General features: G+C 67.2%; 24 protein-coding genes and 1 riboswitch. Of the genes, 18 read left to right on the forward strand and 6 right to left on the reverse strand.

Features of this window, described 5'->3' with window-relative positions; all coding sequences use genetic code 11:
• The first annotated feature begins 19 nt into the window (after positions 1 to 19).
• The gene (locus CP958_RS23095) at positions 20 to 949 is read left to right on the forward strand and encodes a LysR family transcriptional regulator (protein WP_096704538.1); all 930 of its coding nucleotides are present in this window, start codon (positions 20 to 22) and stop codon (positions 947 to 949) included.
• On the opposite strand, the gene CP958_RS23100 is transcribed toward CP958_RS23095, so the two are convergent.
• A complete protein-coding gene (locus tag CP958_RS23100; protein ID WP_141400619.1) occupies positions 927 to 1,118 on the reverse strand; it encodes a hypothetical protein in 192 nt (63 codons plus the stop codon). The two genes, CP958_RS23095 and CP958_RS23100, sit on opposite strands and share 23 nt — an antisense overlap.
• A 61-nt stretch (positions 1,119 to 1,179) precedes the next feature.
• On the opposite strand from CP958_RS23100, the gene CP958_RS23105 reads away from it, so the two are divergent.
• A complete protein-coding gene (locus CP958_RS23105; RefSeq protein WP_096705011.1) occupies positions 1,180 to 1,980 on the forward strand; it encodes an SPOR domain-containing protein in 801 nt (266 codons plus the stop codon).
• A gap of 47 nt (positions 1,981 to 2,027) precedes the next feature.
• Positions 2,028 to 2,140, forward strand: a riboswitch (TPP riboswitch).
• A 55-nt stretch (positions 2,141 to 2,195) separates the two neighbouring features.
• Positions 2,196 to 4,061, forward strand: a complete 1,866-nt coding sequence (gene thiC, locus CP958_RS23110) for a phosphomethylpyrimidine synthase ThiC (protein WP_096704540.1) — start codon at positions 2,196 to 2,198, stop codon at positions 4,059 to 4,061.
• Between the two features lie 26 nt (positions 4,062 to 4,087).
• On the opposite strand, the gene CP958_RS23115 is transcribed toward thiC, so the two are convergent.
• A complete protein-coding gene (locus tag CP958_RS23115; RefSeq protein ID WP_242443096.1) occupies positions 4,088 to 4,792 on the reverse strand; it encodes a pentapeptide repeat-containing protein in 705 nt (234 codons plus the stop codon).
• A gap of 224 nt (positions 4,793 to 5,016) precedes the next feature.
• Between CP958_RS23115 and CP958_RS23120 the strand changes: the two genes are divergently transcribed.
• The 14 genes from CP958_RS23120 to pobA all read left to right on the forward strand — a co-directional run bounded on the left by CP958_RS23120 (position 5,017) and on the right by pobA (position 19,277).
• Positions 5,017 to 7,440 carry a bacteriohemerythrin gene (locus CP958_RS23120; protein ID WP_096704541.1) on the forward strand — a complete coding sequence of 808 codons (2,424 nt, stop codon included), beginning with the start codon at positions 5,017 to 5,019 and terminating at the stop codon, positions 7,438 to 7,440.
• Between the two features lie 546 nt (positions 7,441 to 7,986).
• The gene (locus CP958_RS23125; RefSeq protein WP_096704542.1) at positions 7,987 to 8,874 is read left to right on the forward strand and encodes a LysR substrate-binding domain-containing protein; all 888 of its coding nucleotides are present in this window, start codon (positions 7,987 to 7,989) and stop codon (positions 8,872 to 8,874) included.
• 108 nt (positions 8,875 to 8,982) lie between these two features.
• Complete coding sequence (locus CP958_RS23130; protein WP_096704543.1) at positions 8,983 to 10,074, forward strand: 4-oxalomesaconate tautomerase; 1,092 nt, start codon at positions 8,983 to 8,985, stop codon at positions 10,072 to 10,074.
• Positions 10,071 to 11,099 (forward strand): amidohydrolase family protein, encoded by a 1,029-nt coding sequence (locus CP958_RS23135; protein ID WP_096704544.1) that lies wholly within the window; start codon positions 10,071 to 10,073, stop codon positions 11,097 to 11,099. The genes CP958_RS23130 and CP958_RS23135 overlap by 4 nt, the downstream gene beginning before the upstream one ends.
• Before the next feature lie 2 nt (positions 11,100 to 11,101).
• Positions 11,102 to 11,785 carry a 4-carboxy-4-hydroxy-2-oxoadipate aldolase/oxaloacetate decarboxylase gene (gene ligK / locus CP958_RS23140; protein WP_096704545.1) on the forward strand — a complete coding sequence of 228 codons (684 nt, stop codon included), beginning with the start codon at positions 11,102 to 11,104 and terminating at the stop codon, positions 11,783 to 11,785.
• Positions 11,775 to 12,695, forward strand: coding sequence for a DUF1932 domain-containing protein (locus CP958_RS23145; protein WP_096704546.1), 921 nt, complete (start codon positions 11,775 to 11,777; stop codon positions 12,693 to 12,695). The genes ligK and CP958_RS23145 overlap by 11 nt, the downstream gene beginning before the upstream one ends.
• The gene (locus CP958_RS23150; RefSeq protein WP_096704547.1) at positions 12,692 to 13,603 is read left to right on the forward strand and encodes an amidohydrolase family protein; all 912 of its coding nucleotides are present in this window, start codon (positions 12,692 to 12,694) and stop codon (positions 13,601 to 13,603) included. Before CP958_RS23145 ends, CP958_RS23150 begins: the two co-directional genes overlap by 4 nt.
• Positions 13,604 to 13,608: 5 nt before the next feature.
• Positions 13,609 to 14,040: a protocatechuate 4,5-dioxygenase subunit alpha gene (gene ligA / locus CP958_RS23155; RefSeq protein WP_096704548.1), complete on the forward strand. Its 432-nt coding sequence runs from the start codon at positions 13,609 to 13,611 to the stop codon at positions 14,038 to 14,040.
• A gap of 4 nt (positions 14,041 to 14,044) precedes the next feature.
• On the forward strand, positions 14,045 to 14,890 hold the full coding sequence (locus tag CP958_RS23160) for a class III extradiol dioxygenase subunit beta (protein ID WP_096704549.1): 846 nt from the start codon (positions 14,045 to 14,047) through the stop codon (positions 14,888 to 14,890).
• Entirely contained in the window at positions 14,887 to 15,840 is a 954-nt protein-coding gene (locus tag CP958_RS23165) for a Gfo/Idh/MocA family oxidoreductase (RefSeq protein ID WP_096704550.1), read from the forward strand. Before CP958_RS23160 ends, CP958_RS23165 begins: the two co-directional genes overlap by 4 nt.
• A 7-nt stretch (positions 15,841 to 15,847) precedes the next feature.
• Positions 15,848 to 16,840 carry an aldo/keto reductase gene (locus CP958_RS23170; RefSeq protein WP_096704551.1) on the forward strand — a complete coding sequence of 331 codons (993 nt, stop codon included), beginning with the start codon at positions 15,848 to 15,850 and terminating at the stop codon, positions 16,838 to 16,840.
• Between the two features lie 11 nt (positions 16,841 to 16,851).
• Positions 16,852 to 17,205, forward strand: a complete 354-nt coding sequence (locus tag CP958_RS23175; protein WP_096704552.1) for a protocatechuate 4,5-dioxygenase subunit alpha — start codon at positions 16,852 to 16,854, stop codon at positions 17,203 to 17,205.
• A 3-nt stretch (positions 17,206 to 17,208) separates the two neighbouring features.
• Positions 17,209 to 18,048 carry a class III extradiol dioxygenase family protein gene (locus CP958_RS23180; RefSeq protein ID WP_096704553.1) on the forward strand — a complete coding sequence of 280 codons (840 nt, stop codon included), beginning with the start codon at positions 17,209 to 17,211 and terminating at the stop codon, positions 18,046 to 18,048.
• Positions 18,049 to 18,101: 53 nt separating this feature from the next.
• Positions 18,102 to 19,277, forward strand: a complete 1,176-nt coding sequence (gene pobA / locus CP958_RS23185; protein ID WP_096704554.1) for a 4-hydroxybenzoate 3-monooxygenase — start codon at positions 18,102 to 18,104, stop codon at positions 19,275 to 19,277.
• Here pobA and CP958_RS23190 read toward each other — a convergent pair whose 3' ends face one another.
• On the reverse strand, positions 19,278 to 20,066 hold the full coding sequence (locus tag CP958_RS23190) for a phosphatase PAP2 family protein (protein WP_096704555.1): 789 nt from the start codon (positions 20,064 to 20,066) through the stop codon (positions 19,278 to 19,280).
• Positions 20,063 to 21,706: a glycosyltransferase family 39 protein gene (locus tag CP958_RS23195; protein ID WP_096704556.1), complete on the reverse strand. Its 1,644-nt coding sequence runs from the start codon at positions 21,704 to 21,706 to the stop codon at positions 20,063 to 20,065. The genes CP958_RS23190 and CP958_RS23195 overlap by 4 nt, the downstream gene beginning before the upstream one ends.
• Positions 21,707 to 21,958: 252 nt before the next feature.
• Between CP958_RS23195 and CP958_RS23200 the strand changes: the two genes are divergently transcribed.
• The gene (locus tag CP958_RS23200) at positions 21,959 to 23,635 is read left to right on the forward strand and encodes a HAMP domain-containing methyl-accepting chemotaxis protein (RefSeq protein ID WP_096704557.1); all 1,677 of its coding nucleotides are present in this window, start codon (positions 21,959 to 21,961) and stop codon (positions 23,633 to 23,635) included.
• Here the strand turns inward: CP958_RS23200 and CP958_RS23205 are convergent, their stop codons facing one another.
• Together CP958_RS23205 and CP958_RS23210 are read right to left on the reverse strand one after the other, a co-directional pair.
• Positions 23,636 to 24,682, reverse strand: a complete 1,047-nt coding sequence (locus CP958_RS23205; RefSeq protein WP_096704558.1) for a glycosyltransferase family 1 protein — start codon at positions 24,680 to 24,682, stop codon at positions 23,636 to 23,638.
• Positions 24,610 to 25,446, reverse strand: coding sequence for a UDP-2,3-diacylglucosamine diphosphatase (locus CP958_RS23210; protein WP_096704559.1), 837 nt, complete (start codon positions 25,444 to 25,446; stop codon positions 24,610 to 24,612). Before CP958_RS23210 ends, CP958_RS23205 begins: the two co-directional genes overlap by 73 nt.
• Positions 25,447 to 25,505: the final 59 nt, after the last annotated feature.

Consider the following 25,505-nt stretch of genomic DNA (forward strand, 5'->3'; position numbering starts at 1 on the left):
TGTTGCCTGGGAGGCATCGATGACGCCCCGCTTCGACACCATCCTCGCCTTTGTCCGGGTGGCGGAAACCGGCAGCTTTTCCGAGGCGGCCCGCCGCCTCAACCTGTCCAAGTCCATGATCAGCCGTCAGGTCTCGGCGCTGGAGGCCGATCTGGGCGTGCGGCTTTTGCACCGGACCACCCGCTCGCTGTCGCCCACCGAGGCGGGGCGGGCCTATCTGGAGCGCTGCCAGCGCATCCTGGCCGATCTGGACGAGGCCAACCTGCTGGTCAGCCATCTGCAGGCGGTGCCGCGCGGCCGGCTGCGGGTCAGCGCGCCGCTGTCCTTCGGCATCGGCCACCTGTCGAGCTGCCTGCCCGGCTTCCTGGAGCGCTACCCCGAGATCGAGCTGGAGATGGGCTTTACCGACCGTCACGTGGATCTGGTGGAGGAAGGCTGGGATCTGGCGGTGCGCATCGGGCGGCTGGCGGATTCGTCGCTGATCGTGCGGCGCCTCGCCCCGGTGCGCCGGCTGGCGGCGGCCTCGCCCGCCTATCTGGCGCGGCGCGGCACACCCGTGCGTCCCGAGGATCTGGCCGGCCACGACTGTCTGACCCATGGCGGGCGGGTCCACTCGGAATGGCGCTTCACCGGCGACGACGGCAAGCCCCTGCAGGTGGAGGTGCGGGGGCGGTTCGATGCCGACAACGGCGACGTGCTGCGGGACATGGCGCTGGCCGGGCTGGGTATCGTGCTGCTGCCCAGCTTCTTTCTCGGCGACGACATCCGCGCCGGCAAACTGGTGCCGCTATTGGAGAAATACGTGCCGCTGGATTCGTCGCTCAACGCGGTCTATCCCCACGGCCGCCATCTGTCGCCCAAGGTCCGGGCCTTCGTGGATCATCTGGCGGCGACCTTCTGCCCCGAACCCTATTGGGACCGGGGCCTTACGGGACCAGCCGCCAGCTGACACCGGCCGGCACGGCGGGCGGCGGCATGATCTCGGCCGGATCGCCGCACTGGCGGCGAGCCCAGGCGGTGGCGATGGCGGAGAGGGCGGCGAAGGGCGCGCGGGCGCCGTCGAGCGCTTCCAACAGCGTCGCCCAGTCGGTAAGGTCGATGTGGAACGTGTCGTCCATGGACATTGAACCGAAGCGGTGATTGCCTGATGCAGACTACAGCCTTTAACGGATGGCTTCTGTGAACCCGTGCGCATATCTCCGGCATTTTCTCGTCTCGGTAACGCTGCTTACCCTGGGGCCGCTGGCCGGGTGCGCACCGTCGCCCGAGCCCATGCAGACCGTCCGCGACCATTATTTCTACGGCGGGCTGGCGGCGTTCCACGAAGGCCTGCCCGCCGAGGCGGCCAGCCAATGGCAGCGTGCCGCCGAACTGGGCGACGGCGAGGCGGCCCGCAATCTGGCCCATCTTTACCGCCAGGGCCTGGGGGTGGAGGCGGACGGCCATATGGCCCAGGCCTGGTATCAGGTGGCCGCCGATGCCGGGGTGATCAGCGCCGAATACAATCTGGGTATGCTTTACATGAAGGGCGGGGCCGGCCTGCCCGCCAATCCCGACGAAGGCATGAAGCGGCTGACCAGGGCGGCCGAGGCCGGTTTCCCGCCCGCCAAGGCCGAACTGGAGCGTCTGGCCGCGGCGGCCCCGCCCTCCGCCCCTCCCGCCACCGCCGCCGAGAGTCCGCCCGCGCCGGTACCGGTGGCGGCCGAACCCGTTCCAGCCCCGGCGACGGCCGAACCCGTTCCTGTGCGCATGCAGATCGGTTCGTACCGCACCAGGGCCGCCGCCGAGCAGGACTGGAAGCGCCTGCGCCTCAAGGGGCTTTCCTTTGAGATCATCGCCAACCGGGTGGGCGAGCAGGGCCGCTGGTACCGGCTGGTGGCGGTGGGCCCGGCCGAGACCATCGGGGCGTTCTGCGGTTCGGCCCAGGCCAAGGGCATGTCGTGCTGGTCGCGGACGAAGGGTATCACCGGCACAAAGTAAGGTCTTGCAAAGCTTGACTTCCGGGCCGGGACAAGCCCAATCTTTGCATCTTTCCGAAGGGGAGCCCCGATCAAGGGGCTGAGAGGCCGGCCAAGCGCGTCGGCGACCCTTGGAACCTGATCCGGGTTATTCCGGCGAAGGGATCGGAACCAGCCGCTGCTTCCGCCTCCATTCGCCCGGACCCTGCCCGCCGCCTTAAGCGAGGAAGCACGCCGATGTCCGAGTCCGCCCTGAAGATCACCACCGGCCCGCTGCCGGGATCGCGCAAGATTTATGTCGAGGGTTCGCGTCCCGACGTCCGGGTGGCCATGCGCGAGATCGACCTGACGCCGGGCTGCGGCGAGCCGCCGGTACGGGTCTACGACTGTTCCGGCCCCTATACCGATCCGTCGCTGTCCGTCGACATCGCCAAGGGCGTGCCGCGCATCCGCGAGCAGTGGATTCTCGAGCGCGGCGACGTCGAGCATTACGCGGGCCGGGCACATAAGCCCGAGGATGACGGCCTGAAGCCGGGCGAGACCATCGGCGTGCCGGTGTTCGACCGCGCCGCCCTGGGCTTGCGCCCGCTTCGCGCCAAGCCGGGCAAGGCGCCGACCCAACTGGCCTATGCGCGGGCCGGCATCATTACCCCCGAGATGGAATACGTCGCCATCCGCGAGAACATGAAGCGGGCCGAGCTGCACGCCGCCATCGTCCGCGGAGCCGATGGATCGTCGCGGCGCGACGGCGAGGATTTCGGCGCCGACATTCCCGACGAGGTGACCCCGGAATTCGTGCGCGCCGAGATCGCTCGCGGCCGCGCCGTTCTGCCCGCCAACGTCAACCACCCGGAAGCCGAGCCGATGATCATCGGGCGGAACTTCCTCACCAAGATCAACGCCAATATCGGCAATTCCGCCGTGGCCTCCTCGGTGGAGGAGGAGGTGGAGAAGATGGTGTGGGCCACCCGCTGGGGCGCCGACACCGTCATGGACCTGTCCACCGGCCGCCACATCCACGCCACCCGCGAGTGGATCATCCGCAACTCGCCGGTTCCCATCGGCACCGTGCCGATCTATCAGGCGCTGGAGAAGGTGGACGGCAAGGCCGAGGAACTGACCTGGGAGATCTTCCGCGACACGCTGATCGAACAGGCCGAGCAGGGCGTCGACTATTTCACCATCCATGCCGGGGTGCTGCTGCGCTACATCCCGCTGACCGCCAAGCGCACCACCGGCATCGTGTCGCGCGGCGGCTCGATCATGGCCAAATGGTGTCTGGCCCATCACAAGGAAAACTTCCTCTATACCCACTTCGAGGATATCTGCGAGCTTCTGAAGGCCTATGACGTGGGCTTCTCGCTGGGTGACGGCCTGCGGCCCGGCTCCATCGCCGACGCCAACGACGCCGCCCAGTTCGGCGAGCTGGAGACCCTGGGCGAGCTGACCCACAAGGCCTGGGCCCACGACTGCCAGGTGATCATCGAGGGTCCCGGCCACGTGCCCATGCACAAGATCAAGAAGAACGTCGAGAAGCAGATCGAGCTGTGCGGCGAGGCGCCGTTCTATACCCTCGGGCCGCTCGTCACCGACATCGCGCCCGGCTACGACCACATCACCTCGGCCATCGGCGCGGCGATGATCGGCTGGTTCGGCACCGCCATGCTGTGCTACGTGACGCCCAAGGAGCATCTGGGCCTGCCCGACAAGCAGGATGTGCGCGAAGGCGTGGTCACCTACAAGCTGGCCGCCCACGCCGCCGATCTGGCCAAGGGCCATCCCGGCGCCCAGGTGCGTGACAACGCGCTCAGCCGCGCCCGCTTCGAGTTCCGCTGGAAGGATCAGTTCAACCTGTCGCTGGACCCGGAGAAGGCCCTGGCCTTCCACGATCAGCATCTGCCGGCCGAGGGCGCCAAGCTGGCGCATTTCTGCTCCATGTGCGGCCCGAAGTTCTGCTCCATGAAGATCAGCCAGGAGGTGCGCGACTTCGCCGACGCGCAAGCCGGCATGGCCGAGATGAGCGAGAAATTCGTCAAGGACGGCGCCGAGATCTACCACACCGAGCCGGCCCAGGCGCAACAGGCCAAGCCGGCGGCGGAGTGAATCCGGGGGCTGGGCGGTAGGGTCTCCTACCGCCTCTCCTCGGCTCCGAACAGGGCGGCCAGGGTTTCGGTCACCCCCGCGGGCACATTGCGGGCTCCGTCGAACACCGTGTGCAGCAGATCGGCCTTGGCGAAGTCGGCGCCCTCCAGGTCGGCGCGCACGAAACGGGCGAAGCGCACCGACGCCCCCGACAGCCGTGTTCCCTTGAGATTGGCCTCGGTGAAGTCGGCCCGTTCCGCCGCCGCTCCGGTCATGTCGGCGCCCTCCAGGTCGGCTCCGTTCAGCCGGGCGTCCTCGAACACGCCGCGCAGCATATAGACCCCCGCCATTTTGGCTCCCGACAGGTCGGCCCGCTCCATCAGGATGTCCTTGAGGAAGGCGCCCTTGAAATTGGCGCCGACCAGCCGGGTGCCGATCAGATTGGCCCCGAACAGGTAGGTCCCGCCGAGGTCGGCGCCGGTCATGTCGGCCTCGTCGAAAATGGTGTGGAACAGGTCGGCCTCGGTGAAGACCGCGCCCTTCAGGCTGGCCCCGGTCAGATTGGCCCATTTCAGATTGGCCTTGGCGAAGCGGGCGCCGTCCAGCCGGGCGCCGCGCAGGTCGCCGTTCTCCAGCATGGCGCCGGAGAAATCACAGCCGGTAAGGTCGGCCCCAGGCGCCGGGCGGCATTGGGCCGCCGCCGCTCCCACCCATAGCAGCAACGCGGCCGGCAGCAGCATAAACAGTCGCATGATTCCCCTCCTACTCACACCCCGCTGCCGTTGACATGGGGCCGCGCGAGGGGCGTGAAAAGGGGCATGCCGAATATATATTAGCCTTTAGTATTTTAATAATTCCAGGCATAGGTGTTTATACGAATTACACTTTCAGTTTAGTGCTCACATACTGAAGAACTAGATTTCGCAATTTTCGCATATGCACTTCGACCGAATAACCGCCTCTCGGGAGCGTCACAATGTTCAATCTCAACGTTTCCGGGCGAATTTATGCCGGGTTCGGCCTGATCGTCCTGCTGCTGCTGGTGCTGGCCGGGCAGTCCATCACCACACTGGGCTCCTCGAAAGCTCAGATCGACAAATACGCCGGCGTTTCCGACAACGCCCAGAGGGTGCTGAGCCTCAAGGGCGATTTCGCCAATATCCGGCGCAACGTCATCATCTTCGCCGATAACGCCGACCCCAAGGCCCTGGAGCAGATTCGCAAGATCCAGCCCTCCATCGCCAAGACCCTGCCCGAAGCCGCTACCGCCACCGTCGATCCGACCCGCAAGGCCAACCTGACCAGAATGCAGGAGCTGTTCAGCGCCTACATGGCCGGCTTCGACAAGGTGGCCGACCTGCGCAAGGCCAAGATGGAACTGGTCGAGAAGCGCATGAACGTGGTCGGTGTCGCCGCCCGCAAGGACCTGAGCCAGATCATGAAGACGGCCATGGAGGACGGCGACCACGAGGCCGCCGCCCTGACCGGCGTGGCGCAGGAATCGCTGCTGCTGGGCCGGATCAACGCCATCAAGTTCCTGGCCGATCCCAGCGACGATCTGACCCGAGAGGCCGGAAAGCAGATCGAGGAATTCGTCAAGGAAGCCGAAGCCCTGACCAAGCGGCTGCGTAACCCCGAGCGCAAGCGTCTGGCCGGCGAGGCCGAGGCCAACGCCAAGGCCTATCGCGACGCCTTCATCCAGGTGGCCGCCGCCACCACCACTCTCGACACCCTGGTGTTCAAGGACATGGCCGCCCTGGCCGCCCAGTTCGCCGATCTGGCCGACCAGACCGTGCATTCCCAGGACCAGGCCATGGACCTCCAGAAGGCAGATACCGAGGCCGGCATGGCGCGCAGCAGCACCGCCACCTGGACCGGCGCCATCATCGCGCTGGGTCTGGCCGTGCTGTTGTCCTGGCTGATCGCCCGGTCCATCGTCACGCCGCTGTCGGCCATGACCGGGGCCATGACCGAACTGTCCAAGGGCAACAAGACCATCGACATCCCGGCGCGCGAGCGTACCGACGAGATCGGCGCCATGGCCCAGGCCATGGAGATCTTCAAGGAAAACACCCTGAAGATGGACAAGCTGCAGGCCGAGCAGGAAGCCCAGAAGCTCAAGGCCGAAGCCGACCGCAAGGCGGCGCTGCATCACATGGCCGACACCTTCGAGGAAAGCGTCGGCAAGGTGGTGCAGACCGTCACCTCGGCGGCCACCGAACTGCAGGCCGCCTCCAGCCAGATGGCCGGTACCGCCCACGAGACCAGCGCCCAGGCCACCACCGTCGCCTCGGCGGCGCAGCAGGCCTCGGCCAATGTGGAGACCGTGGCCGCCGCCACCGAGGAACTGGCCGCCTCCATCTCGGAAATCGCCAAGCAGGTGGAGCGTTCGCAGGCCGTCGCCAGTCGTGCCGAGGAAGAGGCCGAGAACACCACCAATCAGGTCCGCGCCCTGTCGGACAATGTGGGCCGCATCGGCGAGGTGGTGGTGCTGATCAACGACATCGCCGCCCAGACCAACCTGCTGGCCTTGAACGCCACCATCGAGGCGGCCAGGGCCGGCGACGCCGGCAAGGGCTTCGCCGTGGTCGCCAACGAGGTCAAGAATCTCGCCAACCAGACCGCCAAGGCCACCGACGAGATCGCCAGCCAGATCAAGGCGGTGCAGGAAGGCACCGGCAACGCGGTCAAGGCCATCGACACCATTTCCAAGGTCATCTCGGAAATGGGCGAGATCAGCGCCTCGGTCGCCTCCGCCGTGCAGGAACAGACCGCCGCCACCGGCGAAATCGCCCGCAACGTGGAACAGGCCGCTGCCGGGACCTCGGAAGTGTCCAGCAACATCGATTCGGTGGAACAGGCGGCGCGCGAAACCGGCCATGCCGCCGAGCAGATCAGCGAATCGGCCACCGACCTGTCCAAGCAGGCGGAAGTCCTGCGCGGCGAGGTGAGCCGCTTCCTGCATCAGGTCCGCGCCGACAAGGCGGACATGAAGATCCTGGAATGGGACAACGCGCTCAATACCGGCGTGGCGAGCATCGACCGCCATCACCAGGACATGTATGCCGAGATCAACCGCTTCTACGGCGAGATGATGAGCGGCAACGGCGATGCCGCCATCCAGGGCATCCTGGTCCAGGTGGCCAAGTCCTTCGAGCCGCACTTCAAGGAGGAAGAGGAGGTGATGACCCGCCACGGCTACCCGGCCATCGACGATCATCGCCGCCGTCACGCCGAATTCTTCGCCAAGTTCGAGGGGTTGAGGCACGAGGTGGAGGCCGGCAAGGACGGCGCCACCGGGCGGATGTTCCAGTATGTCGCCGGCTGGCTGAAGGACCATATCCGCCACGAGGACGGCAAGATCGCCGCCTTCCTGCGCGACAGGAAGATCGTCGCCTAGAATTTGGCCGAGTTTGGTCGAATCGAATGTTCTTTTTTCGTTACCCTCGGGCTTGACCCGAGGGGCCATGGACGGCCGGGCCAAGCCCACGGCTGTCCGGCTTAATTTTCGGCGAAGGGACTCGAAGGGCTGAGCCAACGCGGTTCTCAGCCGTTCATGGACACGGATGTACGCCTTCTTCCGGTCGTTACACCGGGCGGGGATACGGAAGAGACGGATAAACCACCAAGACACCAAGGACACCAAGAGGGCGGAGCGCATGACAAGACGGTGTCTGTGTCGTCTTGGCCGGACTTGTTCCGGCCATCCACGCGGTTCCGCTTGAAGGCCGGGCCAGACCATGAGACATGGCAACCGGGCGTGGCCGCCCGGAACAAGTCCGGGCATGACGGGATAAGGGAAAATCCTCTTGGTGCCCTTGGTGTCTTGGTGGTGAAACAGCCTATCCCCCGGTTTGGTCCGAGGGAGGCGGCGGCTGGCGGCAAGGGGCTCGTCGTCCGGACCTTCGCGTGACATCATGCGAGACCTTGACGCCGGGGGGAGCCCTTGAACCTCAAGCAGCTGGAATACTTCGTCCGCGTCGCCGAACTGGGCAGCTTCAGCAAGGCGGCCATGGTGCTCGACATCGCCCAGCCTGCCCTGTCGCGGCAGGTCCGCCTGCTGGAGACCGACCTGCGGATCACGCTGCTCAGCCGCACCGGGCGGGGCGTGGCGCTGACCGAGGCGGGTTCGCGCCTGTTCGAGCATGCGGTGGGCATCCTGCAATCGGTGGAACGCGCCGCCGAGGATTTGGAATCGGCGCGCGGCGAGCCGGCGGGGCGGATCGTCATCGGCCTGCCGCCCAGCATCGGCCGCCGTCTGATCCTGCCTTTGGTCGAACGCTTTCGCGCCACCCTGCCCAAGGCGCGGCTCGCCGTCGTCGAGGGGCTGTCCACCCACGTCACCGAATGGATCGCTACCGGACGGGTGGATCTGGGGCTGGTCCACAATCCCGAGCCCAATCCGGCCATCGAGGTTTCACGCCTGCTGGACGAGCCGCTGGGGCTGGTCGGCCCGGCCGGCGACTTTCCCCCCACCCTGCGCTGGGCCGAGCTTGGCACCTGTCCCCTGATTCTGCCCGAGCGCACCCATGCCATGCGCAAGCTGCTGGAGACCCAGGCAGCCTTCGCCGAGGTGCGGCTCAAGGTGGTGATGGAGGTATCCTCCATTCCCTCCATCCTCGATCTGGTCGCCGCCGGCTACGGCCATGCGGTGCTGACCGAGACGGCGCTGGCCTCCTGGCGCCGCGCCGGGGCGTTCAGCCTGCGCCGGCTGGTCGACCCCGCCGTCACCAGCACCCTGTTCATGGCGGTGTCCGCCCACAAGCCCATCACGCCGCTGGGACGCCGCGCCATGGCCCTGTTACAGGATCTTGTGAAAACGGAAATGGGCTGAAGCTGTCCCAGTTATAGCAGATTGCTATAGCTGAAAGTGGCCCCTGGGGGCTTGGTGGGGCGGCCCGATTTTGTCACCATGGCAAGGTCGAACGCTGGGAGGCCCGACATGCAGACCCCGATCCCTTGCCTGTTCATGCGCGGCGGCACGTCACGCGGGCCGTTCTTCCTGGAAAGCGACCTGCCGGCCGACGTGGCGCTGCGGGACAAGGTGCTGCTGGCCGTCATGGGCTCGCCCCATGCGCGGCAGATCGACGGGCTGGGCGGCGGCCATCCGCTGACCAGCAAGGTCGGCATGGTGCGCCCCGGCACCCTGCCGGGCGTCGATCTCGACTTCCTGTTCGCCCAGTTGCAGCCCGACCGGGACACGGTCGACACCACGCCCAATTGCGGCAACATGCTGGCCGCCGTGGTGCCCTTCGCCCTGGAACGCGGCATCGTGCAGCCCCAGGGCGACACCACCACCTTGCGCGTCCTGACGCTGAACACCGGCATGCAGTGCGACATCACCGTCCAGACGCCGGGCGGGCGGGTGGAGTATGCGGGCGACGCCCGCATCGACGGGGTGCCCGGCACCTCCGCCCCCATCGCCATCAATTTCCTCGATACCGCCGGTTCGGTGTGTTCCGGCCTGCTGCCCACCGGCCGGGTCCGGGACGTCATCGACGGGCTGGAGGTCACCTGCATCGACAACGGCATGCCCATGGTGCTGTTCCGCGCCTCCGACATGGGCCGCACCGGCTCCGAAAGCGTCGATGCCATGAATGCCGACGACGACCTCAAGGTCCGTATCGAGGCCCTGCGGCTCAAGGCCGGGCATCTGATGGGCCTGGGCGACGTCAAGGCGAAGAATTACCCCAAGATGTGCCTGATCGCTCCGCCCGCCGCCGGTGGGGCGGTGGGAACCCGCTGCTTCATTCCCCATGTCTGTCATGACGCCATCGGCGTGCTGGCCGCCGTGACCGTGGCCACCGCCTGCGTGCTGAAGGGCTCGGTGGCCGAAGGTCTGGCGGTGGTGTCGGGCGGCGGCGTCAAGACCATCGCCGTCGAGCACCCCACCGGCGAGTTCAGCGTCGAACTGGAGCTGGATGCCGCCGATCCCGAGAAAGTCATTCGCGCCGCCCTGCTGCGCACCGCCCGCCTGCTGATGAAGGGTGAGGCGATGGTTCCGGCCTCCGTCTGGGAAGGAAAGTCCGCATGATCATCGATATCCACGGTCACTACACCACGGCGCCCAAGGCGCTGGAAGAGTGGCGCAACCGCCAGATCGCCGGATTGAAGGACCCCGCGCAGGCGCCCAAGGCCGCGGAGCTGAGGATCAGCGACGACGAACTGCGCGAGTCCATCGTCGCCAATCAGCTCGCCAAGATGAAGGAGCGCGGCTCCGACCTGACCATCTTCAGCCCGCGCGCCAGCTTCATGGCCCACCATATCGGCGATTTCCAGACGTCGTCGACCTGGGCGGCCATCTGCAACGAGCTGTGCGCCCGCGTCGCCGGCCTGTTCCCCGACAATTTCATCGGTGCGGCCATGCTGCCGCAATCGCCGGGTGTCGATCCCAAGACCTGTCTCCCCGAGATCGAGAAGTGCGTGAAGGAGTATGGCTTCGTCGCCATCAACCTCAATCCCGACCCTTCCGGCGGGCACTGGACCTCGCCGCCGCTTTCCGACCGCTCGTGGTATCCCATCTACGAGGCCATGGTGGAATACGAGCTGCCGGCCATGGTCCACGTGTCCACCTCGTGCAATGCCTGCTTCCACACCACCGGCGCCCATTATCTCAACGCCGACACCACCGCCTTCATGCAGTGCCTGACCTCGGACCTGTTCAAGGACTTCCCATCCCTGAAATTCATCATCCCCCATGGCGGCGGCGCGGTGCCCTATCACTGGGGCCGCTTCCGGGGGCTGGCCCAGGAGCTGAAGAAGCCGCTGCTGCGCGATCACCTGCTCAACAACATCTTCTTCGACACCTGCGTCTACCACCAGCCGGGCATCGACCTGCTGACCAAGGTGATCCCGGTGGACAACATCCTGTTCGCCTCCGAGATGATCGGCGCGGTGCGCGGCATCGACCCGGAGACCGGGCATTACTACGACGACACCAAGCGCTACATCGAGGCGACGCTGAACCTTTCGCCCGAAGACCGCTTCAAGGTCTACGAGGGCAACGCGCGCCGCGTCTATCCCCGCCTGGATCGGGCGCTCAAGGCCAAGGGACTCTGATCATGAATGACCTCGGAATCGTCAAACGCAACATCGTCCGCGCCGACCGGGCCGCCGTCGAGAGACTCGTCAAATTCGGCGTCGCCACCATCCACGAGGCCATGGGCCGGGTCGGCCTGATGAAGCCCTATATGCGCCCCATCTATCCCGGCGCCCATCTGTGCGGCACGGCGGTGACCGTGCTGCTGCATCCCGGCGACAACTGGATGATGCATGTGGCGGCCGAGCAGATTCAGCCGGGCGACGTGGTGATCGCCGCCATCTCCGCCGATTGCACCGACGGCTTTTTCGGCGACCTGCTGGCCACCTCGTTCCGGGCCAGGGGCGCGGTGGGGCTGGTAATCGATGCCGGGGTGCGTGACGTAAAGGACCTTACCGCCATGGGTTTCCCGGTGTTCTCCAAGGCCATCAGCGCCAAGGGCACCATCAAGGCGACCCTGGGCAGCGTCAACGTGCCCGTCGTCTGTGCCGGTGCCGCCGTCAATCCCGGCGACGTGGTGGTGGCCGATGACGACGGCGTGGTGGTGGTTCCGGCGGCCGTGGCGCAAGCCGCCGCCGATGCCGCCCAGGCGCGCGAGGACAACGAGGCGGCCAAGCGCCGGCGTCTGGCCGCCGGCGAACTGGGCCTCGATATGTACAAGATGCGCGAAGCCCTGGCGCAAGCGGGGTTGAAGTATGTGGACTGACCCCACCATCGGCCTGATCGGCTATGGCGAGGTGGGCCGCATCCTCGCCGAGGATCTGCGGGCGCAAGGGGTGCGGGTGGCCGCCCATGACATCAAGCTGGGCGGACCGAACGAGGGTGAACTGGTGGACCATGCCGCCCGCTTCGGGGTCGAACTGGTCTCGGGCCATGCCGCTTTGGCGGCCCTGTCCGATCTGGTGATTTCGGCGGTGACCGCCTCCCAGGCGGTCACGGTGGCCGAGGCTTGCGCGCCGGGGCTGCGGGCGGGGACGTATGTCCTGGATTTCAACTCGGCGTCGCCCAAGGCCAAGACCGAGGCCGCCGCCCTGGTGAACGCCGCCGGTGGGCGCTTCGTCGAAGGGGCGGTGATGACCTCGGTACCGCCCTACCGCATCAAGGTGCCGCTGCTGCTCGGCGGTCCCGACGCCGCCGGGCTGGAGCCGCTGCTGAACGGTCTGGGCTTTGCCGCCAAGGTGGCGTCGGACAAGCTGGGCGTGGCCTCGGCCACCAAGATGTGCCGCTCGGTGATGATCAAGGGCCTGGAGGCCATGGTGATCGAAAGCTTCGCCACGGCACGGGCCTATGGCGTCGAGGATGCGGTCATCGCCTCGCTGGCCGAGACCTTTCCCGGCATGGAGTGGGAAAAGCTGGGCGCCTATTTCTTCCAGCGGGTGATCCAGCATGGCCGCCGCCGTGCCGAGGAAGTGCGCGAGGTGGCCCGGACGGTGCGCGAAGCCGGCCTTGAACCCTTCTCGGCCGCCGGCACCGCCCTGCGTCAGGCCTGGGTGGCCGATCTGGCCGATGCCGGTGTGTTCGGCGCCAAATCCGCCCCCGGTTTTGCCAAATCGGACGACTGGCGGGTCGAGGCCGACCGTATTCTCGCCATCTCCAAGCGGAAGGACGAGTCATGACCTTCGAGAAGACTCCCGGCTGGCTCGACTGGTATGCCGGTCCCTCCAAGCCGGCCTTCACCCCGCCCCCCGGCGCCGTGGACGCCCATTGCCACGTGTTCGGTCCCGGCGACCAATTCCCCTTCGCGCCCGAGCGCAAGTACACCCCCTGCGATGCCTCCAAGGACCAGTTGTTCGCCCTGCGCGACCATCTGGGCTTCGCCCGTAACGTCATCGTCCAGGCCACCTGCCACGGCGCCGACAACCGCGCCATGATCGATGCGTTGAAGCATTCCCAGGGCAGAGCGCGCGGTGTCGCCACGGTGAAACGTTCGGTCAGCGACGCCGAACTGGCCGGGATGAATGCCGCCGGCGTGCGCGGCGTGCGCTTCAACTTCGTGCGTCGGCTGGTGGATTTCACGCCTAAGGACGAACTGATGGAGATCGCTTCGCGCATCGCGCCGTTGGGCTGGCATGTGGTGATCTATTTCGAGGCGGTGGACCTGCCCGAGCTGTGGGATTTCTTCACCGCCCTGCCAACCACCGTGGTGGTTGACCACATGGGCCGCCCCGACGTCACCAAGCCGGTGGACGGGCCGGAGTTCTCCCTGTTCCTGAAATTCATGCGCGAGCACGCCAATGTGTGGAGCAAGGTGAGCTGCCCCGAGCGCCTGTCGCTTTCCGGGCCGCCGGCCCTGGACGGCGAGCGTGCCGCCTACCGCGACGTGGTGCCCTTCGCCAGGGCGGTGGTCGAGGCGTTCCCCGACCGGGTGCTGTGGGGCACCGACTGGCCCCATCCCAATCTGAAGGACCATATGCCCGACGACGGGCTGCTGGTGGATTTCATCCCCCACATCGCTCCCACGGCCGAGCTGCGGAAGAAGCTGCTGGTGGACAATCCCATGCGTCTCTACTGGCCCGAGGAGTGATCCCCATGGCACTGGACAAGCCCTATCTGGACATTCCCGGCACCACCATCTTCGACGCCGAGCAGTCGCGCCTGGGCTACCACCTCAACCAATTCTGCATGTCGCTGATGACGGCCGAGAACCGGACCCGCTTCAAGGCGGACGAGCGCGCCTATCTGGACGAATGGCCGATGAGCGAGGAGCAGAAGCGGGCGGTATTGGCCCGCGACCTCAACCGCTGCATCCAACTGGGCGGCAACATCTACTTCCTGGCCAAGATCGGCGCCACCGACGGCCGGTCCTTCCAGCAGATGGCCGGGTCCATGACCGGCATGAGCGAGGAGGAATACCGGGCCATGATGCTGGCCGGCGGGCGCTCGGTGGAGGGCAACCGTCATCTCGGCGAGGACGGCGACGCCCAGCCCCACCGTCAACCCCAGGGCAAGGGGAGGGCTTGAAGCCATGGCCCGCATCACCGCCAGCGTCTATACCTCGCACGTGCCGGCCATCGGCGCCGCCATCGACCTGGGCAAGACGCAGGAACCCTACTGGCAGCCACTGTTCGCCGGCTACGAGCCGTCCAAGCGGTGGATGGAGGGCAACACGCCGGACGTGGTCTTCCTGGTCTATAACGATCACGCGACAGCATTCAGCCTGGACCTGATCCCCACCTTCGCCATCGGCTGCGCCGCCGAGTTTCGGCCCGCCGATGAGGGCTGGGGGCCGCGTCCCGTCCCGGTGGTGAAGGGCCATCCCGAACTGGCCGCCCATATCGCCCAGTCGGTGATCCAGGACGATTTCGACCTGACCATCGCCAACAAGATGGACGTGGATCACGGGCTGACCGTGCCGCTGTCCCTGATGTTCGGGCAGCCCGATGCCTGGCCCTGCCCGGTCATTCCCTTCGCGGTCAACGTGGTGCAGTACCCGGTGCCGTCGGGACGGCGCTGCTACGCCCTGGGCAAGGCGATCAGGAAGGCCATCGAGAGCTTCGACCGGCCCTTGAACGTCCAGATCTGGGGCACCGGCGGCATGAGCCACCAACTGCAGGGAGCCCGTGCCGGGCTGATCAACCGCGAGTTCGACACCGCCTTTCTCGACCGGCTGATCGCCGATCCGGAAGGGTTGGCCCAGGTGCCTCACATCGACTATGTGCGCGAGGCCGGTTCGGAAGGCATCGAGCTGGTCATGTGGCTGATCGCCCGCGGCGCCATGACCGAGGATGCGGCGCCCCGGCTCGTCCACCGTTTCTACCACGTGCCGGCCAGCAACACCGCCGTCGGCCATCTGATCCTGGAGAACCCATGAGCAAGCCCGTCAACATCGCCCTGGTCGGGGCCGGCGCCTTCGGCACCAAGCATCTGGACGCGCTCTCGGTCATCGACGGCGTCCGGGTTGTTTCCCTGGTCAGCCGGCCCGAGGACAGGCCCGAGGACGTGGCCGCCAAGTACGGCATTCCCCATGTGGCCCATGATCTGGCCGAGGCCCTGGCCCGCCCCGAGGTGGACGCCGTCATCTTGTGCACGCCGACCCAGATCCACGCCGCCCAGGCCATGGCCTGCCTGAAGGCGGGCAAGCATGTGATGGTCGAAATCCCCATGGCCGACAGCCTGGCCGACGCGGAGGCCCTGGTGGCGCTGCAAAAGCAGACCGGCAAGGTCGCCATGTGCGGCCACACCAGGCGCTTCAACCCCAGCCACCAGTGGGTCCACAACAAGATCACGGCGGGCGGGTTCAACATCCAGCAGATGGATGTGCAGACCTATTTCTTCCGCCGCTCCAACATCAACGCGCTCGGCCAGCCGCGCTGCTGGACCGACCATCTGCTGTGGCACCACGCCGCCCACACCGTCGACCTGTTCGCCTACCAGACCGGCGGCGAGATCATCGCCGCCAATGCGGTGCAGGGTCCCATCCATCCGGACCTGGGCATCGCCATGGATATGTCCATCCAGCTCAAGAGCAGCACCGGAGCCATCTGCACCCTGTCGCTGTCGTTCAACAACGAGGGGCCGCTGGGTACCTTCTTCCGCTACATCGGTGACAGCGGCACCTATATCGCCCGCTACGACGATCTGTTCGACGGCAAGGACCAGCCCATCGACGTCACCAAGGTGGACGTCTCCATGAACGGTATCGAGCTGCAGGACCGCGAGTTCATCGCCGCCATTCGCGAGGGGCGCGAGCCCAACGCGTCCGTCGCCGGGGTGCTGCCCTGCTACCGGACGCTTCACCAGCTCGAACTGCAGTTGAAGTAGGCCCCCCATGGAAAAGCGCCGCGCCGGTCCCTTCAGCGTTACGGCCCTGGCCCTGGGCTGCATGAACCTCAGCCACGCCTACGGCACCCCGCCGGAGCGCCAGACGGCGGAGGCGCTGCTGCATCGCGCGCTGGACGCCGGAATCGATTTCTTCGATACCGCCGCCCTTTATGGCTTCGGGGCCAACGAAAGCCTGGTGGGGGCGGTGCTCAAGCCCCACCGCGCCCGTATCACCCTGGCCAGCAAGTGCGGCATGACCGGGGTGGACGGCAAGCGGGTGATCGACGGCCGCCCGGCGACCATCAAGCGCACCTGCGAGGATAGCCTGAAGCGCCTGGGTACCGGGGTCATCGACCTCTATTACCTGCATCGCTGGGACAAGTCCGTGCCCATCGAGGACAGTGTCGGCGCCCTGTCCGAACTGGTGGCCGAGGGCAAGATCAGGGCCGTCGGCCTGTCCGAGGTCTCGGCCGCCACCCTGCGGCGCGCCCATGCGGTGCACCCCATCGCGGCGGTGCAAAGCGAGTATTCCCTGTGGACCCGCAATCCCGAGATCGCCGTGCTGGACGCCTGCCGCGAGCTGGGGACGGCCTTCGTCGCCTTCAGTCCGCTGGCCCGCGGGTTCCTGTCCGGGCGGCTGACCGATCCGGCCACCCAGTTGGAGGCCAAGGACATCCGCCGCCAGATGCCGCGCTTCGACCCCGAGCCCTACGCCCGCAATCTGGCTCTGCTGGATGGCTTCAAGGGCGTGGCGGCCGAGACGGGCTGCACCCCCGCCCAACTGGCCCTGGCCTGGGTCCTGGCGCGGGGAGGCAACGTCATCGCCCTGTTCGGCACCAAATCCCTCGAGCACCTGGACGAGAACCTGGGGGCCGACGGACTTCGCCTGTCCCCGGACGCCATCGCCCGGCTGGACGCGCTGATCAACCAGAACACCGTGTCGGGGGCCCGCTACAACGCGGCCACCCAGACAGAGATCGACACGGAAGAATTCACCTAAGGAGGCACCACGTGGCAAGCAAACCCAAGCGGGTCATCCCCGGCACCACCATCTTCGACGGCGACATGGCGCGCAAAGGCTATGCGTTGAACAAGATGTGCTTTTCGTTCAATGCCGAGGAGAACCGCCAGGAATTCCTGAAGGACCCGGCCGCCTACTGCGACAAGTTCAGCCTGAACGAGGAGCAGAAGAAGGCCGTGCTGAGCCTGCAGGTGCTGGACATGCTGGCGGCGGGCGGCAACGCCTATTTCATCGCCAAGCTGGGCGGCATCTACAAGCTGGACATGCAGGACGTCGGCGCGCAGCAGACCGGCATGACCAAGGAAGAGTTCCAGGCGAAGCTGGTCGCCGCGGGGAGGGAGTAAGCCATGGCCAAGATCGTCGGCGGCATCAACGTCACCCATGTGCCCTATCTGGGCCGCGCCATCGCGGGCAACCTGCAGCAGGAACCCTATTGGAAGCCGTTCTTCGACGGCTTTCCGCCGGTTCAGGCCTGGCTGGACAAGGTCAAGCCCGACGTGGCGGTGGTGGTCTACAACGACCACGGCCTGAACTTCTTCCTCGACAAGATGCCGACCTTCTCCATCGGTGCCGCCGAGGAATACCGCAACGCCGACGAAGGCTGGGGCATTCCCACCGTGGCGCCGTTCAAGGGCGACGTGGACCTGTCGTGGCACCTGGTGGAGGCGCTCGTCGAGGCCGAGTTCGACCTGACCACCTGCCAGGAGATGCTGGTCGACCACGCCTTCACCCTGCCCATCGAGATGCTGTGGCCGAAGCGCACCACCGGGACCATCCGCACCGTGCCCATCTGCCAGAACACCGTGCAGTTCCCGCTGCCCTCGACGAAGCGCTGCCTCGCCTTCGGCCGGGCCATCGGCAAGGCCATCGAGTCCTGGGACAGTGACGCCCGCGTGGTGGTGCTGGGCACCGGCGGCCTGTCGCACCAGCTGGACGGCAAGCGGGCCGGCTTCATCAACAAGAAGTTCGACCTGGAATTCATGGACAAGCTGGTCAGCGATCCCGAGTGGATCACCCGCTATTCCATCCCCGACATCGTCGAGCTGACCGGGACCCAGGGTGTCGAGCTGCTCAACTGGGTGACCTGCCGCGGCGCCCTGGGCGACAAGGTGCGGACCATCCACACCAACTATCACATCCCCATCTCCAACACCGCCGCCGGCCTCTTGGCCATGGAGACGGTGTAGGAGGCCGAATGCCGGGCCCGCTCGCAAGAAGGCGGGCCCAGGAAGGAGCGAACATGAGAGTCCAAGTCGCCATCATCGGGGCCGGTCCGTCCGGTCTTATCCTCGGCCAGTTGCTGGCCAAGGCCGGCATCGACGCCATCATTCTCGAGGCCCATACCGGCGAATACGTGCTGGGCCGCATCCGGGCCGGCGTGCTGGAGCAGGTCTGCGTCGATCTCCTCGACGAGGCCGGGGTGGGGGGGCGCATGCACCGCGAGGGCTTACCTCACCACGGCATCGAACTGCTGATCGAAGGAAGCCGCCACCGCATCGACCTCCACGGCCTGACGGGCGGCAAGGAGGTGATGATCTACGGCCAGACCGAGCTGACCCGCGACCTGATGGAGGCGCGGACGGCGGCTGGACTCAAGACTGTCTACGAGGCCAAGGAGGTGGCGGTGTCGGGTTACGATACCGACCGCCCCCGCGTCAGCTACCTGAAGGACGGGGTACGGCACGAGATCCTTTGCGACTTCATCGCCGGCTGCGACGGCTTCCATGGGGTGTGCCGGGCCTCGGTCCCCAAGGAGTCCATCCGCAATTTCGAGCGGGTCTATCCCTTCGGCTGGCTGGGCCTGCTGTCGGACACCCCGCCGGTTTGCGACGAACTGATCTACGCCAAGAGCGAGCGGGGCTTCGCGCTGTGCTCCATGCGCTCCAGGACCCGGTCCCGCTACTACGTCCAGGTGCCGCTCACCGAGAAGGTGGAGGATTGGTCCGATCAGCGCTTCTGGGACGAGTTGCGTCTCCGTCTCGACCCCCAGGCCGCCGCGTCGCTGGTCACCGGTCCGTCGCTGGAAAAGAGCATCGCGCCGCTTCGAAGCTTCGTGGCCGAGCCCATGCGCTTCGGCCGCATGTTCCTGGCCGGCGACGCCGCCCACATCGTGCCGCCCACAGGTGCCAAGGGACTCAATCTGGCGGCGTCGGACGTGCGCTATCTCGGCCACGCCCTGATCGAGTATTACGGCGGCTCGTCCGAGGGCATCGACCGCTATTCCGAGCGTTGCCTGCGCCGGGTGTGGAAGGCCGAGCGCTTCTCCTGGTGGATGACCAACCTGCTGCACCGTTTCCCCGACACGCCGCCCTTCGAGCAGCGGGCGCTGGAGGCCGAGCTGGACTACGTGGTCCACTCCCTGGCCGGGCGGACGACGCTGGCGGAGAACTACGTGGGCCTGCCCTTCGAGGATTGACTACTCCGCCAGCTTTTTATCCCGCTCGAAGCGGACGCGGACGTCGATGCCGCGCTTGGTGAGCAGGGAGTGGAGGGCCAGGGTGACCATGGTGCCCAGCCAGGCTCCGGCCACCACGTCCGACAGGAAGTGCACGGTGGTCAGAATCCGGGAAAGCGCCACCAGCAGCGCCACGGTGAAAAAGGCCAGGTCGTAGCGCGGGAAGATCAGGGCCAGCGCCGTCATGGCGGCGAAGGACGCCTGGGAATGGCCCGACGGGAAGGAATTGGTGAGATAGCCGCGGGTCAGCGGCACGAAGTCATAGACATTGCTGTCGAACAGGGCGGCGGGCCGGGTGCGGCCGACCAGCATCTTGATGATGTTGCCGGCGATGCCCGACACGGCCATGGACAGGAACAGGAAGCCCGGCACCCAGGCGGCCCGGCGCAGGCGGGCGCGCTTTTCCAGCCCCGGCGCCGCCAGGGCCGACAGGATCAGGCCCAGCGTCAGCACGCCGGCGGGGATCATCCACACGCCGCCCAGGCCCAGATGGGTGACGGTCTTCCAGAACCCCTCGAACTCGCCGCTCACATGGGCCTTCAGCCAGCGGGCCAGCGGCCGGTCGAGGAGGAAATAGCCGACGACCACCGCCAGGGCGCAGTAGACGGTGGCCCAGGTGCGGGGGTGCCGGCGGGTGCGGGCCCATTGCCCGGCCGAGAACGAGCGGAAGCCGGCCAGCTCCTCCCAGACCAGGGTGGCCCGGTTGCCGCCCCGCTCCCACTGGCGGACGATGAAATCCAGCAGCCTCATGGCTCTTTGCCTTCCACCGCGTAGGCGGTCAGCGTCACCTTCCTGCCGCGCGAATAGTTGAAGCCCTTGACCATGCCGACCACCACCGGCTTGACGCCAATGGCGGCGGCGGCGGCGAAGAACGGCTCCTCCTCGCGGTCGGCCACCAGGGTGAGGGCCGCCGGGCCGTTCAGCAGGTGCTGCGCCGCGTTGGCGCCGCTGGTCAGCACGGTATCGGTTCCCAGCAGGAAGACCAGGCTGGGCTCGGCATAGCCGGCCACCACCACCGCGCCGCGATGGGGACGGCTGGCCACCAGTTCGGCGGCCTCGCGGCTGACGAACAGATAGTCGAGGCTGGGCAGCACACCGTCGAACACCACCTGGAAGCTGGTTACGGCGGTCAGCACCAGGGCCATGACGGCCGGGCGCATGCGCTCCTTGAAGGCCAGCCAGCCGGCGGCCAGGGCGGTGCCGGCCACCAGCAGCGCCGAGGGGATGCTCATCACCGGGAAGGCGGGGGCGAATTGATGGGGCGCGATCACCACCGCCGCCGCCAGGGCCAGCCCGATCACGCACCAGACGCCGTACCACAGCTTGGCCGGCTTGGACCGCAGGTCTGGGGCGCGGCCCACCACGGCCACCGCCATCAGCAGCGCCAGGGCGGGGAAGGTGGGCAGCACGTAATGGGGCAGCTTGGTGGGGACGATCTCGAACATCACCCAGGCCGGGATGATCCAGGCGAGGCAGAAGCGGATCTCGGGCCGCAGGCGCACCTTCCAGGCGGCCGTCAGGCTGGGCCACAGCAGCAGCGAGCCGGGCCACAGGATCACCGCCGCCAGGGCGAGATAGGTGCCGGGCCAGCCGCCATGGCTTTCCTGGGCGCCCAGCAGCTTGGGCAGCAGGTCGCCCTTGACCGCCTCGCCGACGAAGGCGCCGCCGGTGGCGTTGGAGATGGCCACGAACCACGGCGCGGCGATGGACGCCGCGACGATCAGCCCGGTGAAGGGCCTGAGGCCCACCAGCCAGGCCCATTGCCGGTCGGCGAAGCCCAGCGCCAGGATGGTCAGGATGGAGATGGCCGGGATAACCGGTCCCTTGACCAGGATGGAGACGCCCATGGCCACCCAGAACACCAGCGCCACCAATGGCCCCGGTACCGCCGCCTGTCCCCTGGCGCCCAGGTGGAAGCGGGCCAGCGCTCCTTGCGCCGCCACGGTGCAGGCCAGCATGATGGCGTCGGTCTTGGCCTGATGGGCCTCGGACACCAGCATCAGCGACGAGGCCAGCAAGGCGGCGCCCAGTAACGCCACCTGACGGCCGAACAGGTATTGCCCGAAGGCGAAGGTCATCAGCACCGCCGCCCAGGCCGACAGGGCCGAGGGCAGGCGATAGGGCCACACCTCGCGGCTGGCCTTGTCCGAGAACAGGCTGACCGAGGCGGCCTGCAGCCAATAGGCGCCCACCGGCTTCTTGGCCCGCATTTCCTGCTGGAACTGGATGCGGATGTAGTCGCCGGTCTCCAGCATCTGGCGGGTGGCCTGGACGAAGCGCGATTCGTCGCGGTCCATGGGCGGCAGCGCCACCAGACCGGGCAGGTAGAGGAACAGCGACAGCAGCGAAAGCAGGAGATAGGGGCGGATACCGCCGGTCAGTCGTTCCACGATGGGGCGATCCGTGCAGACGTGGGGATCGGCATCAACAGCATGAAGCGGCCCGCCCGGTCAAGGGGCGCCTCCCTCCTTGGCGGCTGTGCCGATCCAGACGCTGAAAATTTGCGGATCAGCCATGTGCTCTCCATGGCCGATCTTACGCCTTTGTAATGGCGCGCCTCCCCACCCTTTGGGCTAGCCTCGGCGCGATCAGGGGGCTGATGCGAGCCCGGCGTCGCCGGGTGGACGAAAGAGGCGTGCGCCATGCTGGGCAATATGAAGATCGTCGCCCGACTGATGATGGGATTCGGGCTCCTGGTGATGCTGATCGCCGGCTTGGCCGGCTATGGCGTCTATTCCGGCAAGGTGACCTCCCGGGAATCCGGCCGGGCTCTCCGGCTGATGGGCAATCAGGCCATGGTCGAGCAGTTGGAAAAGGAGATCTTCCAGGGGCGCATGCTGATCTGGATGGCCCTGGCCACCGGGGACGAGGGCAGGCTGAAGGCCGCCGGCGAGGCGCTGGCGACGGCCGGTCACAGCCTGGATACGCTGCGCGCCAAGACCACCGCTCCCGAGCGTCTGGCCAAGATCGAGGATTTGGGCCGGCTGCTCGGCCAATACGCCGTGGAAGCCGCCAGGATCAAGGTCACCGGCGGCCGTGCCCCGTCCCTGGGCGTCGCCGAGTCCGAGACCGCGGCGGCGGCGGCCGGGGCCGTCGCCGACCGGCTCGACGCGGTCGGCGACGACCTCGCCCAGAATTTCCACCGCGTGGCCGCCGAGGTGGAGGCCGACGCCATGCAGCGGATCGAATCGGCCATCGATGCCTCGATCATCGCCGGCCTGTTCAGCGTGGCGCTGGGGCTGCTCCTGTCCCTGACCATCAGCCGTTCCATCAGCCGGCCCGTCGCCGCCATGACCCGGGCCATGGATGCCCTGGCGGCCGGCGACACCACGGTGGCCGTTCCGGCCATCGGGCAGAGGGACGAGATCGGCGAGATGGCCAAGGCGGTGCAGGTGTTCAAGGACAACGCCATCCGCGTCGCCGCCCTCAAGAGGGAGCAGGAGGAGGCCAAGGCCAGGGCCGAGGCGGAACGGCGGCGCGGCATGCTGGAACTGGCCGATTCCTTCGAGATGCGGGTGATGGGGCTGGTCAAGGGCGTCTCGGCCCAGGCCACCCAGATGGAGGCGGCGTCCCAGGGCGTGTCGGCCGCCGCCGGTCAGGCCCAGGTCCAGGCCACCACCATCGCCGCCGCCGCCGAGCAGGCCACCGTCAACGTACAGACCGTGGCCGCCGCCGCCGAGGAACTGTCGTCCTCCATCGCCGAGATCGGCCGCCGGGTGGCCGAGGCGGCATCCATCTCCCATCAGGCCGCCGAGGAGACCGGGCGTACCAACCAGATGGTCCAGGGGCTGGCGGCGGCGGCGGCGCGAATCGATCAGGTGGTCGGCCTGATCACCGATATCGCGTCCCAGACCAACCTGCTTGCCTTGAACGCCACCATCGAGGCGGCCAGGGCCGGCGAGGCGGGAAAAGGTTTTGCCGTGGTCGCCAACGAGGTGAAGCATCTGGCCAACCAGACCGCCAGGGCCACCGAGGAGATCGGCACCCAGATCGGCGCGGTGCAGGACGAGACCCGCCGCGCCGTGGACGCCATCCGCAACATCGGGCAGGTGATCGAGCAGGTGCGCGAGATTTCCGCCGGCATCGCCGGGGCGGTGGATCAGCAGAGCGCCGCTACCTGCGAGATCGCCCGCAACGTCCAGCAGGCGGTCATGGGAACCCAGGACGTGTCGGTCAATATCGCCGGCGTCTCCCAGGCGGCGACCGCCACCGGGGCGGCATCGCGCCAGATGCTGTCGGGGGCCGGCGAACTGGCCGGGAATTCCGGCCATCTGCGCGACGAGGTGGTCCGTTTCCTCGACGGAATCCGGGCCGGCTAGCTACTCGGCCGCCACCGCCCGCCATACCCCGGTCTCGAAGGGGCGCAGATTGTCGAGGAACTGCCGGGTGCAGGCCTCCCACGAGAAGTCCAGGGCGTGGGCGCGACACAGGGCGGGATCGATGGACAGGGCGGCGATGGCCGCCTTTTCCAGATTCTCGTGCAGCACTCCGGCCGGCGAGCGGCCGATGACGTCGTTGGGACCGGGCACCGGGTAGGCGGCCACCGGCAGGCCGGAGGCCAGGGCCTCCAGCAGCACCAGCCCGAAGGTGTCGGTGCGGGACGGAAACACGAAGACGTCGGCGGCGGCGTAGTGCCGGGCCAGATCCTCGCCGAAGCGGGCTCCGGCGAAATGGACCTCGGGGAAGCGGCGCTTCATCTCGTCGGCTTGCGGCCCGTCGCCCACCACCGCCTTGGAGCCGGGCAGGTCCAGCGCCAGGAAGGCCTCGATGTTCTTCTCCACCGCCACCCGACCCACATAGAGGAATACCGGGCCGGACAGGCCGGCGAAGGGGCCGCCTTCGCCCTTGGCCTCGGGGCGGGGGCGGAACAGTTCGGTATCCACGCCGCGCGACCAGCGGCCGATATTGCGGAAGCCGCGCCCCGCCAGTTCGTCCTCGATGCCTTGCGTCGCCACCATGACGCGGGACGAGGAATCGTGGAAACGCCGCATCAGCGCGTAGGACAGGGGCAGTGGCACGCCGAAGCGCGCCTTGATGTATTCCGGGAACTTGGTGTGGTAGGCGGTGGTGAAGGGAATGCGCCGTCGCCGGCAGTAGCGCCGCGCCGCCCAGCCCAGCGGGCCTTCGGTGGCGACGTGGATGGCGCAGGGCTGCGCCGCCTCGATCATCGCCGCCAGCTTGCGGCCGGGCTTCAGCGCCAGGCGGATTTCCGGATAGGTGGGGCAGGGCAGGGTGCGGAAGCGGTCGGGGGTGACCATGACCACCTCATGGCCGGTCCGCTCCAGCTCGGCCCTCAGGGTGTCGAGGGTGCGGACGACGCCGTTGATCTGAGGGAGCCAGGCATCCGTGACGACGAGTATGCGCATGTGTTTCCCTCGACCTCCAGCCAGCGGATGATTTCCAGTGTGCCGTCGAAGCCTTCCGCCAGGGCGGTGCAGCTTTCGACCCAGTCGCCGTCGTTGCAGTAGAGGATGCCGTTGACGTCCCGCTTCTCGGCGTGGTGGATGTGGCCGCACACCACGCCGTCGGCGCCGTGGCGGCGTGCCTCGTCGGCCATGGTCTCCTCGAAGCTGGCGATGTACTGCACCGCGTTCTTGACCTTGTGCTTCAGGTAGGCCGACAGCGACCAGTAGGGAAAGCCCAGGGCGCGCCGCGCCACGTTGAGCCAGTGGTTGAGCGCCAGGGCCACGGTGTAGGCGCTGTCGCCCAGATGGGCCAGCCATTTGGCGTGCTTGACCACCCCGTCGAAGGCGTCGCCGTGCAGGACCAGCAACTGCCGTCCGTCGGCGGTCTGGTGCAAGATGGTGGTCACCACCTGGATGTCGCCGAACAGCAGGCCGTGATAGTCGCGGGCGAACTCGTCGTGATTGCCGGGGACGAACACCACCCGCGTGCCCTTGCGCGCCTTGCGCAGCAGCTTCTGCACCACGTCGTTGTGGCTTTGCGGCCAATACCACGAGCGCCTGAGCCGCCAGCCGTCGATAATGTCGCCGACCAGATAAAGCGTCTCGGACTCGGTGCTTTTCAGGAAATCCAGCAGGTCGTCGGCCTTGCAGCCGCGTGTACCCAGGTGAATATCCGAAATCCAGATGGTCCTGTAACGCCTCTTGATGTCGAGACTGGCGTTCATCGGGCAATCATCCGAAGTCAATGTTATGGAACTAATATCCTATATATGTCTGTGCCTCA

The sequence above is a fragment of the Magnetospirillum sp. 15-1 genome, assembly GCF_900184795.1.
Lineage (GTDB): Bacteria > Pseudomonadota > Alphaproteobacteria > Rhodospirillales > Magnetospirillaceae > Phaeospirillum.

Bases quoted from the DNA above. Each gene is read 5' to 3' on its own strand.
- CP958_RS23095 (WP_096704538.1), top strand. From the start codon at position 20: ATGACGCCCCGCTTCGACACCATCCTCGCCTTTGTCCGGGTGGCGGAA.
- CP958_RS23100 (WP_141400619.1), bottom strand. From the start codon at position 1,118: ATGGACGACACGTTCCACATCGACCTTACCGACTGGGCGACGCTGTTG.
- thiC (WP_096704540.1), top strand. From the start codon at position 2,196: ATGTCCGAGTCCGCCCTGAAGATCACCACCGGCCCGCTGCCGGGATCG.
- CP958_RS23115 (WP_242443096.1), bottom strand. From the start codon at position 4,792: ATGCGACTGTTTATGCTGCTGCCGGCCGCGTTGCTGCTATGGGTGGGA.
- CP958_RS23120 (WP_096704541.1), top strand. From the start codon at position 5,017: ATGTTCAATCTCAACGTTTCCGGGCGAATTTATGCCGGGTTCGGCCTG.
- CP958_RS23130 (WP_096704543.1), top strand. From the start codon at position 8,983: ATGCAGACCCCGATCCCTTGCCTGTTCATGCGCGGCGGCACGTCACGC.
- CP958_RS23135 (WP_096704544.1), top strand. From the start codon at position 10,071: ATGATCATCGATATCCACGGTCACTACACCACGGCGCCCAAGGCGCTG.
- ligK (WP_096704545.1), top strand. From the start codon at position 11,102: ATGAATGACCTCGGAATCGTCAAACGCAACATCGTCCGCGCCGACCGG.
- CP958_RS23145 (WP_096704546.1), top strand. From the start codon at position 11,775: ATGTGGACTGACCCCACCATCGGCCTGATCGGCTATGGCGAGGTGGGC.
- CP958_RS23150 (WP_096704547.1), top strand. From the start codon at position 12,692: ATGACCTTCGAGAAGACTCCCGGCTGGCTCGACTGGTATGCCGGTCCC.
- ligA (WP_096704548.1), top strand. From the start codon at position 13,609: ATGGCACTGGACAAGCCCTATCTGGACATTCCCGGCACCACCATCTTC.
- CP958_RS23160 (WP_096704549.1), top strand. From the start codon at position 14,045: ATGGCCCGCATCACCGCCAGCGTCTATACCTCGCACGTGCCGGCCATC.
- CP958_RS23165 (WP_096704550.1), top strand. From the start codon at position 14,887: ATGAGCAAGCCCGTCAACATCGCCCTGGTCGGGGCCGGCGCCTTCGGC.
- CP958_RS23170 (WP_096704551.1), top strand. From the start codon at position 15,848: ATGGAAAAGCGCCGCGCCGGTCCCTTCAGCGTTACGGCCCTGGCCCTG.
- CP958_RS23180 (WP_096704553.1), top strand. From the start codon at position 17,209: ATGGCCAAGATCGTCGGCGGCATCAACGTCACCCATGTGCCCTATCTG.
- pobA (WP_096704554.1), top strand. From the start codon at position 18,102: ATGAGAGTCCAAGTCGCCATCATCGGGGCCGGTCCGTCCGGTCTTATC.
- CP958_RS23190 (WP_096704555.1), bottom strand. From the start codon at position 20,066: ATGAGGCTGCTGGATTTCATCGTCCGCCAGTGGGAGCGGGGCGGCAAC.
- CP958_RS23200 (WP_096704557.1), top strand. From the start codon at position 21,959: ATGCTGGGCAATATGAAGATCGTCGCCCGACTGATGATGGGATTCGGG.
- CP958_RS23205 (WP_096704558.1), bottom strand. From the start codon at position 24,682: ATGCGCATACTCGTCGTCACGGATGCCTGGCTCCCTCAGATCAACGGC.
- CP958_RS23210 (WP_096704559.1), bottom strand. From the start codon at position 25,446: ATGAACGCCAGTCTCGACATCAAGAGGCGTTACAGGACCATCTGGATT.